This is a genomic window from Streptomyces sp. M-16, from assembly GCF_052114405.1.
Lineage (GTDB): Bacteria > Actinomycetota > Actinomycetes > Streptomycetales > Streptomycetaceae > Streptomyces.
The window spans coordinates 1-11,300 of the sequence record NZ_JBFRER010000173.1 but is presented as its reverse complement, the minus strand read 5'-3'; the positions used below and the strand labels follow the sequence as shown (position 1 = coordinate 11,300).

The 11,300-nt window shown below is 75.6% G+C and carries 2 protein-coding genes; both read right to left on the bottom strand.

The window, feature by feature from the left end:
- A partial coding sequence (locus AB4039_RS39400) for a type I polyketide synthase (protein ID WP_442273031.1) occupies window positions 1–7,874 on the bottom strand: 7,874 nt, incomplete at its 3' end.
- A gap of 43 nt (window positions 7,875–7,917) precedes the next feature.
- Window positions 7,918–11,300, bottom strand: a 3,383-nt coding sequence (locus AB4039_RS39395; protein WP_442273030.1) for an SDR family NAD(P)-dependent oxidoreductase, incomplete at its 5' end; no start/stop codon positions are given.

Sequence of the window (11,300 nt, the reverse complement as noted above, 5' to 3'; positions counted from 1 at the left end):
ATCGGGTCCATGAGGGGCGAGTGGAAGGCGTGGGAGACGGTCAGCGCCTTCGTCTTGCGCCCGTCGGCCGCGAGACGGTCCACGACCTTCGCCACGGCTTCCTCGGCGCCCGACACCACCACGGACGAGGGCCCGTTGACGGCGGCGATCCCCGCACGGTCCCCGAAGCCGGCCAGCAGGTCCCGTACCTCTTCCTCCGAGGCCTGCACCGCCACCATCACACCCCCGGCCGGGAGCGCCTGCATCAGCCGGCCGCGCGCAGCCACCAGAGCCGCCGCGTCTTCGAGGGAGAACACACCCGCCACATGCGCGGCCGCGAACTCGCCCACCGAATGACCCGCCAGAAGATCCGGACGGACACCCCAGGACTCCACCAGGCGGAACAACGCCACCTCGACCGCGAACAACGCCGGCTGCGCGTAACCCGTCCGGTCGAGGAGCTCCGCGTCATCGCCGAACACCACCTCTCGCAGAGGCCGTTCGAGATGCCCGTCCAAGATCGCGCACGCCGCGTCGAAGGCGTCCGCGAACACCGGGAAGGCGGCGTACAGTTCACGCCCCATCCCCAGCCTCTGGCTCCCCTGGCCCGTGAACAGGAACGCCGTCCGGCTGCCGCCGGCAGCCGCCGTTCCCTGCACCGTCTCCGTGCCGGAGGTCTCTCCGTGTGCCAGGGCGGTCAGCCCCCGGACCAGCAGTTCGCGGTCCGTGCCGATGACCGCGGCGCGGTGCGGGAAGGCGGCGCGCGCGGTCGCCAGGGAGAGGGCGATGTCGGTCTCGTCGGTGCGGTGGTCGCCGGACTGGACGTGCCCGAGCAGGCGTTCCGCCTGGGCACGCAGGCCGGTTTCGTCCTTCGCGGAGATCAGCCACGGGAGGGCCGTCCGCAGGACCGTCTCGCCCCGCGGCCCGTCGCCCGGCTCGGGGCGCGTATCGTCCGCCCCTTCGGCGGGACCCTGCTCGATGATGACGTGCGCGTTGGTGCCGCTGACGCCGAACGAGGACACGCCCGCCCGGCGCGGGCGCCCGTACTCCGCCCACTCCACCGGTTCGGTGAGCAGCTTGACCGCACCCGCCGACCAGTCGACGTGCGGGGACGGCTCGTCCACGTGCAACGTCCGGGGCAGGACGCCGTGGCGCATCGCCATCACCATCTTGATCACGCCCGCGACGCCCGCGGCGGCCTGGGTGTGACCGATGTTCGACTTGACCGTGCCCAGCCACAGCGGGCGGTCCGTCGGGCGGTCGGTGCCGTAGGCCTTCAGCAGGGCCTGCGCCTCGATCGGGTCGCCGAGCGTCGTTCCCGTTCCGTGGGCCTCGACCGCGTCGACGTCACCGGCCTCCAGGCCCGCGTCCGTCAGTGCCTGACGGACGACGCGCTGCTGCGCGGGCCCGTTCGGGGCGGTCAGGCCGTTGGACGCGCCGTCCTGATTGATCGCCGAACCGCGGACGACGGCCAGCACCCGGTGGCCGTTGCGGCGGGCGTCGGAGAGGCGTTCCACCAGCAGCATGCCCGCGCCCTCGGCCAGGCCGGTGCCGTCGGCCGCGGCCGAGAAGGCGCGGCAGCGGGCGTCCTGGGAGAGTCCGCGCTGGCGGCTGAAGCCGATCAGTGCGCCCGGGGTCGACATGACGGTGACGCCGCCGGCCAGGGCCAGGTCGCATTCGCCCCGGCGCAGGGACTGCGCCGCCAGGTGGAGGGCGACCAGGGACGAGGAGCACGCGGTGTCCACCGTCACCGCCGGCCCCTCCAGGCCGAAGGTGTAGGAGAGCCGGCCCGAGACGACGGAGGCGGAGTTGGCCGTGAGGAGGTGCCCCTCCACGTCCTTTGCCCGGTGCTGGGAGAGGCCGACGGCGTAGTCCTGGCCGTTGGTGCCGGCGAAGACTCCGGTGCGGCTTCCGCGCAGCGTGCCGGGGTCGATGCCGGCCCGCTCGAACGCCTCCCAGGCGGTCTCCAGCAGCAGCCGCTGCTGCGGGTCCATGGAGAGGGCCTCGCGCGGGGAGATCCCGAAGAATTCGGGGTCGAAGTCGCCCGCGTCGTGGAGGAACCCGCCTTCCCGGACGTAGCTGGTGCCGGGGTGGTCGGGGTCCGGGTCGTACAGCGCGTCGAGGTCCCAGCCGCGGTTGACGGGCAGGCCGGTGATGGCGTCGGTACCGTTGGCCACGAGGTCCCAGAGGTCCTCCGGGCCGCGGACCTCGCCGGGCAGACGGCAGCTCATCGCGACGATGGCGACGGGTTCGTCGGCGCCGGCGCCGGGGAACCGGCCGGGGGTGGTGGAGGCGTCGGGCGCTGCCGTGACGAGGGCCGTGCCGGGGTGGCCGCCGGGAATCTCGTCCAGGAGGTGCCCGGCGAGGGCCGAGGGAGTGGGGTGGTCGAAGACGACGGTGGCGGGCAACCGCACTCCGGTCGTGGTGGCGAGCCGGTTGCGGAGTTCCATCGCGGCCAGGGAGTCGAAGCCCAGTTCGCGGAAGGCCCGGCCGGGGTCTATGGCCTCGGTGGCCGAGTGGCCGAGTACGGCGGCGACCTGGGTGCGTACGAGGGCGAGGACGGTGTCCCGCCGTTCGGCGGGCGGCAGCGCGGCCAGCCGGGAGAGTTCCGCGGAGTGGCCGTCGGGGCCGGGGGCGGTCTCCGCGGAACGCCGGGCGGGCGTGCGGATCAGCCCGCGCAGCAGGGGCGGTACGGGGTTCGCCGCCGCCCGGGCGCGCAGGGCGGCCAGGTCGAGGCGTACGGGGGCCAGGGCCGCGTCGTCCAGGGTCCGGGCGGTGTCGAGGAGTCGCAGGCCTTCCGCCGCACCGAGCGGGACGAGGCCGGCGCGCGCCATCCGGCGCAGGTCGCCCGTCTCCAGGCGGGTCTGGTCACCGCGCTCGTCCCAGACGCCCCAGGCGAGGGAGGAGGCCGGGAGTCCCTGGGCCCGGCGCCGGTGGGCGAGGGCGTCCAGGAAGGCGTTGCCCGCCGCGTAGGCGGCCTGTCCGGCGCCGCCGAGGGTACCGGCGAAGGAGGAGAAGAGGACGAAGGCCGAGAGGTCCAGGTCGCGGGTGAGCTCGTGGAGGTTGAGTGCGGCGTCGACCTTGGGCCGCAGGACTTGATCGAGGTCTTCAGGGGTGAGGGTGTCGACGAGTCCCCCGGCCACCACGGCCGCCGCGTGTACGACGGCGGTGAGCGGCCGGTCGGCGGGGAGGCCGGCGAGGAGGGCCGCCAGGGCCTCGCGGTCGGCGGCGTCGCAGGCGGCGATGGTGACGGTGGCGCCGAGCGCGGCGAGTTCGTCGCGCAGTGCGTCGGCGCCGTCGGCGTCGGGGCCCCGCCGGCCCGTGAGGACGATGTTGCGGACGCCGTGGGTGGTGACGAGGTGTGCGGCGACGAGCCTGCCGAGCGCGCCGGTGCCTCCGGTGATCAGCGCGGTGCCGTGGGGGTCCAGGGCGCGGCCGGGGGCGGTCCCGGTGGTGACGGGTACCCGGGCCAGCCGGGGTACGGACATCCGGCCGGCGCGCAGCGCCAGTTGGGGTTCTCCGGTGGCGACGGCCGCGGGGAGGCGGCGCAGGGAGTCCGGCTCGCCGTCGGTGTCGGCCAGGATCAGGCGGTCCGCGTGCTCGGACTGGGCGGAGCGGATCAGGCCCCAGACGGGGGCGTGCGCGGGCCGTGTCCGCGGTACGCGGTCCTCGGCTCCGCTCGGGACCGGGACGGCGTCCCGGGTGAGGACGACCAGCCGGGAGGAGGCGAACCGTTCGTCGGCCAACCAGGCCTGGACGAGGGCGAGGGTGGCCTGCGCGGTGGCCCGGACCGTATCGGCGTCGGAAAGGTCGGAGACGTCGGAGACGTCGGAAGGGAGTACCGCGGCCACGGTCCGGGGCACCGGCGCGCCGTCCGCGATCGCTTCGGCGAGGGCGGCCAGGTCCGGGTGGACGTCCGGCCGCGGGCCCGCGCCGCGCAGGGCGTCGGCGACCGCGTCGGCATCCGCCCGCGGGGTGACTCCGACGACCGCCCAGTGCGTGGTGGTGCCGGACGCGGTGTCCGCGAGCGGCTGGGTGGGCCAGTCCACGCGGTAGAGGGACTCGTGGTGGTCGGTGAGCGCGGCCCGCAGGTGTTCCTCGCGGACCTCGCGGAAGGTGAGCGTCCCGACGGTGGCCACGGCACCGCCGCTGTCGTCCGTGGCGGTGACGGCCACGGCGTCGGCGCCGACCGGTGTCAGCCGGACCCGCAGCCGGGTGGCTCCGGTGGCGTACAGCCGTACGTCCTCCCAGGAGAAGGCCATCCGTCCGGTTCCCATGTCGCCGAGCGGGCCGAAGCCCACGCCGTGGAGGGCCGCGTCGAGCAGGGCCGGGTGCAGCCCGTACCTCGCGGCGTCGGATGACGGGGCGGAGGCGTCCGGGGGCAGGACGACCTCGGCGAAGACCTCGTCGCCGAGGCGCCAGACGGCGCGCAGGCCCTGGAACGCGGGGCCGTAGGAGAAGGAGCGGGCGGCGAGCTCCCCGTAGAAGCCGGCGAGGTCGACGGGGGTCGCGCCGCCGGGCGGCCAGACGGCCGGGTCCTGTACGGGGGGCTGGGCCTGGGACGCCGAGGTCAGCACGCCGGTGCCGTGGCAGGTCCAGCCGTCCTCGGGGGCCGCCGTGTCGGGGCGCGAGTGGATGGCGAAGGTCCGGTCGCCGGTTCCGTCGGCCGGGCCGACCGCGACCTGGACGACGGCGCCGCCCCGCTCGGGCAGGATCAGCGGTGCCTGGAGGGTGAGTTCGGCGAGGCTGTCGCAGCCGACGTGGTCGCCCGCGCGGACCGCGAGTTCCACGAAGGCCGTACCCGGCAGGATGACCGCGCCGAGCACGACGTGGTCGGCGAGCCAGGGGTGGGTGTGCGCGTCCAGCCGGCCGGTCAGCAGCAGCCCGTCGGAGTCGGCGAGGCTGACGACGGCGCCCAGCAGCGGGTGGTCGGAGGAGGCCAGGCCCAGGCCCGTGGCGTCCGCGGCGGCGGGCGGGGCGTCGAGCCAGTACCGCTCGTGCTGGAACGCGTAGGTGGGCAGGGCGACCCGGCGGGCGCCGGTGCCGGCGAGGACGGCCGCCCAGTCGACGGCGACGCCGTGGGCGTGGGCCTCGGCGGCGGAGCGCAGGAAGCGTTCGGGGCCTCCCTCGCCGCGGCGCAGGGTGCCGAAGGTGACGGCCCTGCCGCCGAGGTCGTCGAGGGTTTCCTGGATGCCGATGGTCAGCACCGGGTGCGCGCTGACCTCGATGAGGGCGTCGTGCCCGTCCCGGACGAGGGCGCGGGTGGCCTCTTCGAACCGGACGGTCCGGCGCAGGCTGCGGTACCAGTACTCGGCGTCGAGTCCGTCGGTCTCCACGAGCGTGCCGGTGACCGTGGAGTAGAACGGCACGTCGCAGGCCTGCGGGGTGATGTCGGCGAGGGCGTCGAGGACGCGCTCGCGGACGGCCTCGACGTGCGCGCAGTGGGAGGCGTAGTCGACGGCGATCAGCCGGGCCCGGACGTCGTCGGCGTGCAGGGCGTCGCGCAGTTCGGTCAGGGCGTCGCGGTCGCCGGAGATGACGATCGACGTCGGGCTGTTCACGGCGGCGACGGACAGCCGCTCGCCCCAGGGCGCCATCCTGGGCGTGAGGTCCTCCGGCGGAAGGGCGACGGACAGCATCCCGCCCCGGCCGGAGAGCGCGGTCAGTGCCCGGCTGCGCAGCGCCACGACCTTCGCGGCGTCCGCGAGGGAGAGCGCGCCGACGACGCACGCGGCGGCGATCTCGCCCTGGCTGTGGCCGACGACCGCGGAGGGGTGGACGCCGTGGGAGCGCCACAGTTCGGCCAGCGAGACCATGACGGCGAACAGGACGGGCTGGACGACGTCGACCCGGTCGAAGCCGGGGGCGCCGGGCGTGCCGCGCAGGACCTCCGTCAGCGACCAGTCGACGTGGGGTGCGAGGGCCTCCTCGCACTGGCGGAACCGCTCGCGGAAGACCGGTGCGCCGTCGAGGAGTTCGACGGCCATGCCGGTCCACTGGGAGCCCTGGCCGGGGAACACGAAGGCGACCTGCCGGTTGGTGGCCTCGGCGGTGCCGCGCACGAGGGCGGTTCCGGCGGCGTCGGGCTCCCCCTCGGCGAGGGCGTCCAGGGCCCGGTCGAGCCCGGCCCGGTCCGGGGCGAGGAGCACGGCGCGGTGGGGGAAGGCGGTACGGGTGGTGGCGAGGGAGTACGCGATGTCGAGGGCGTCGGGGTCGGCGGCCGGATCTGCGGCGGCGGCCTGACCTGCGGCGGCAGCCTGACCTGCGGCGGCGGCCGTCGCCGGGTCCGCGCCGGGCCGGCAGGCGGCGAGGTGGGAGCGCAGACGGGCGGCCTGTGCCGTGAGGGCGGCGGCGTTCTTGCCGGAGAGGGTCCACGGGACGAGGGGCAGCCGGTTCCCGGCCGGCGCCGTGGTGCCCGCTTCGCCGGAGGGCGCGCCGGCCGCGGGGGCCGTCTCGGACGCGGCGCCGGCCGTGGCCTCGCCGCCGGCCCCGGGCCGTTCCGTGGGCGGGAGGTGCTGTTCGACGACGATGTGGGCGTTGGTGCCGCTGACGCCGAAGGCGGAGACGCCGGCGCGCCGGGGCCTGCCGGTGTCGGGCCAGGCGGCGTTGTCGGTGACCAGCGAGACGGCCCCGGCGGACCAGTCGACGTGCGGGGTCGGCTCGTCGGCGTGCAGGGTCTTCGGCAGCACGCCGTGGCGCAGGGCCTGCACCATCTTGATGATCCCGGCGACGCCGGCCGCCGCCTGGGTGTGTCCGAGGTTGGACTTGACGGAGCCGAGCCACAGCGGCCGGTCCGCCGGGCGGTCCTGGCCGTACGTGGCGAGGAGCGCCTGGGCTTCGATCGGGTCGCCGAGGGTGGTGCCGGTGCCGTGGGCCTCGACGATGTCCACGTCGGACGGCGACAGCAGGGCGTTGGCGAGGGCCTGGTGGATGACGCGCTGCTGGGCGGGGCCGTTGGGCGCCGTCAGGCCGTTGCTGGCGCCGTCCTGGTTGACGGCGGAGCCCCGTACGACGGCCAGCACCGGGTGGCCGAGGCGGACCGCGTCGGAGAGCCGTTCGACGAGCAGCATGCCGACGCCCTCGGACCAGCCGGTGCCCTCGGCCGACGCCGAGAACGCCCGGCACCGGCCGTCGGGCGACAGGCCGCGCTGGCGGCTGAACTCGACGAAGGTCGTCGGTCCGGCCATCACGGTCACCCCGCCCGCGAGGGCCAGGTCGCACTCGCCGTGGCGCAGGGCCTGGACGGCGAGGTGCAGCGCCACGAGGGAGGAGGAGCAGGCGGTGTCGATGGTCACGGCGGGGCCTTCGAGCCCGAGGGTGTAGGCGATGCGGCCGGAGACCACGCTGCCGGTGTTGCCGGTGCTGACGTATCCCTCGATGCCTTCGGGCATCGCCGGGAGGCGGGAGACGTAGTCGTGGTACATGACTCCGGCGAACACGCCGGTGCGGCTGCCGCGCAGGGACAGCGGGTCCAGTTCGGCGCGTTCCACGGCTTCCCAGGAGGCTTCCAGGACGAGGCGCTGCTGGGGGTCCATGGCGAGGGCCTCGCGGGGGCCGATGCCGAAGAAGGCCGGGTCGAACTCGGCGGCTTCGTAGAGGAATCCGCCTTCCTTCGCGTAGGTCGTGCCCGGGTTCTCGGGGTCCGGGTCGTAGAGCGCGTCGAGGTCCCAGCCCCGGTCGGTGGGGAAGCCCGATATCGCGTCGCCACCCGAGGCGACGAGGTCCCACAGGTCCTCGGGGGACCGGACGCCGCCGGGGAAGCGGCAGCTCATGCCCACGATCGCGATCGGTTCGCGGTTCTTGCCCTCGGCCTCACGCAGCCGCCTGTGCGCGTGACGCAGATCGACGGTGGCACGCTTGAGGTAGTCGCGGAGCTTGTTCACGTCTGTCGTCATCTGGGTTCTGTTCCTCAAGGCGAAGGGATGTCGTGCTGGTCGATCAGTTGCTGCCGAGCTCGCCGTCGAGCAGTTCGAAGAGCTCTTCGTCGGAGGCGCCCTCGACCTCGGCCTCGGCGTCGTCCTCGGGTTCGTGGCCGGTGTCGGGGCCCGCTTCGCGCCACTTGGCGAGCAGTACTTCCAGCCGCAGGGCGGCGGTGGCCCGTGTTCCCCTGTCGTACGGGGAGCGCGCGAACGCGGCTTCCAGGCGGTCGATCTCGGAGAGCAGCGAGGGGGCCGGCTCCGGTCCGTCGGGCCCCGCGGCGGGCAGCGCGGCGGACAGGTGCTCGGCGAGGGCGGCCGGGGTGGGGTGGTCGAACAGCAGGCTCGCCGGGAGGCGCAGCCCGGTGATCGCACCGAGGTGGTTGCGCAGCTCGACGGCGGTGAGCGAGTCGAAGCCGAGGTCGCGGAAGGCCTGTGCGGTGCCGATCGCCTCGGAGGAGTCGTGCCCCAGCACCGTGGCGACCTGGGTCCGGACGACGCCGAGGAGGATCCGTCGGCGCTTCTCCTCCGATGCGCCGGCCAGCTGCCCGGCGAGGGCGGCCGTCGCGGGCGCGGACTCCCGGGCCTGGCGGGCGGGGGCCCGGACCAGTCCGCGCAGCAGGGCGGGGACCGGCTCGGTGGCGGCGCGCCGGCGCAGGGCGGGGAGGTTCAGCCGTACCGGCAGGAGCAGGGCGTCCGGTCCGGCGCCGGGGGCATCGGCCGCGGTCCCCCCGGCGGCGGTCCCGGTGGCCGGGGTTCCCCCGGTGGGGGGCGCGCTCGCCGTGTCGAAGAGGGCGAGGCCCTCCTCCGGGGTGAGCGGCGACACTCCGGCCCGGGCCATTCGCGCGAGGGCTCCCGCGCCGGCCTCGCCGAGCATGCCCCCCGTGCCCCCGGCGTCGGCCCAGGGACCCCAGGCCAGCGAGGCGGCCGGGAGTCCGGCGGCCCGGCGCGACTGTGCGAGGGCGTCCAGGCAGGCGTTGGCGGCACCGTAGTTGGCCTGGCCCGCGTTGCCGAACGTACCGGCGAGCGAGGAGAACAGGACGAAGGCCGCGAGGTCCGTGTCCCGGGTCAGTTCGTGCAGGTGGAGTGCCGCCTCGGCCTTGGGCCCGAGGACGTCGTCGAGCCGCCGGGCCGTCAGCGAGCCCACGAGCGCGTCGTCGAGCACACCGGCGGCGTGCACCACACCGGTCAGCGGATGCGCGGCCGGGATGCCGTCGAGCAGGGCGGCGAGCGCGCCGCGGTCCGCGACGTCGCAGGCCAGCGTGGTCACTTCGGCGCCCAGCGCCGCCAGTTCGGCGGCGAAGGCGGACGCCCCGTCGGCGTCGGGTCCCCGGCGGCTGGTCAGCAGCAGGTGCCGTACGCCGTGCGCCGCCACCAGGTGCCGTGCGACGAGCCGGCCGAGGGCGCCCGTCGCACCGGTCACCAGGACGGTGCCCGCCGGGTCCAGCCCCAGGGACGCGGGCAGCCCGGGAGCCCCGGCGCCGGTCGCGCGGGCCAGCCTGGGCACGAACGCCCGGCCGTCCCGGAGGGCGGACTGCGGCTCGCCGGCGGCGAGCACGGCCGTCAGCCCTTCGGGGTGTGCGCGGTCCGCGTCCACCAGCACGAAGCGTTCGGGGTGCTCGGCCTGGACGGACCTGACCAGCCCCCACACGGCCGCCTGTGCCGGGTCCAGCCGCGCCGCGTCGCCGGCGTCCACGGCGACCGCGTTCCGGGTCACGATGACGAGCCGCGCATCCGTCGTCGTACCGGCGTCGGGATCCGTCAGCCACTCCTGTACGAGGGCCAGGGCGCGGCCGGCCACGGACCGTACGGCTTCGGCCTCCGCCGGGCCGTCCGTCGCGAGCAGTACGACGCGATCACCGGTGGGCGGCGCGTCCGGTGCACCGGGCAGGGGCAGCGGGGTCCAGTCGACCCGGAACAGCGAGTCCCGGTACCGGCCCGCCCGGGCGGCGGTGAGCTGCTCGGCGGAGATCGGGCGCAGGACGAGCGAGTCGACGGAGGTCCGGATCCGGCCGGTGGCGTCGGCGGCCAGCAGCGACACCGTGTCCGGACCGGCGGGGGTCAGCCGGATCCGCAGGGCCTCCACCGCTCCCGCCGCCGGCGCGGAGTGCGCCGTCACCCCGCTCCAGGAGAACGGAACCCGTGCCCGGTCACCCGCGTCGGCACCGGCGACGGAGCCGAGCGGGCCGGGGCCGAGGGCGACGGTGTGCAGCGCGGCGTCCAGCAGGGCCGGGTGCAGCCCGAAGCCGGAGACGTCGGTGCCCGGGGGGAGTTCGACCTCGGCGAAGAGCGCGTCGTCCCGCGTCCACGCGGCGCGCACGCCCCGGAACACGGGGCCGTAGTCGAGCCCCAGGCCGGCCATCCGCTCGTACAGGGAGTCCAGCGCCTCCTCGGGGACGGCGACCGCCTCCGACGGGGGCCAGTCGGCCAGGGGGGCGCGATCGGCGGTGCCGTCGGCGGTCGACAGCGTTCCGGCCGCGTGGCGCGTCCACGGCTCGTCGGAGGGCACGCCCTCCGCGCGGGAGTGGATCTCCAGCGGGCGGCGGGCGCCTCCGTCGGGGGCTCCGACGCGCACCTGGATCCGTACCGCGGCGTCGTCCGGCACGACGAGCGGGGCGCCGAGGGTCAGCTCGTCCAGCCGGTCGCATCCGACGGCCTCGTCGAGGGCCGCGTGCAGGGCCAGGTCCACCAGGGCGGTGCCCGGGAGCAGCACGGCGCCCATCACCGCGTGGTCGGCGAGCCACGGATGGGTCGCGAGCGACAGCCGCCCCGTCAGGACCAGCCCTTCGCCGTCGGCGAGCGCGACCGCGGCTCCGAGCAGGGGGTGGCCCGCCTCGGCCAGTCCGGCGGCGGCGACGTTCCCGGGTGCGGGGGTGGATTCGAGCCAGTAACGGGTGCGCTGGAAGGGGTAGGTGGGGAGGTCGACGCGCTGGAGGTCGTGTCCGGCGAAGACGGCCGTCCAGTCGACGGGCGTTCCGTGGACGTGCAGCCGGGCGAGGGCGGTGGTGACGGCCAGGTCCTCGGCGCGGTCGGCGCGCAGGAGGGGGACGGTGACCGCGTGCTCGTCCAGGGAGTCCCGGGCCATGGCGGYCAGGACRCCGCCSGGACCGATCTCCAGGAAGGTGTYSRCCCCTTCCSCKGCRAGGGMGGTGACSGCGTCGGCGAAGCGGACGGCYTCGCGGACGTGGCGMACCCAGTAGTCGACGGAGCAGAACTCSTCCSCCGKCACCGGMCGRCCGGTGAGCGTGGAGATGACCGGCACGGYCGGRGCKYCGAAGGAAACGTTCTCGGCGACCTTGCGGAAGTCGTCGAGCATCGGGTCCATGAGGGGCGAGTGGAAGGCGTGGGAGACGGTCAGCGCCTTCGTCTTGCGCCCGTCGGCCGCGAGACGGTCCACGACCTTCG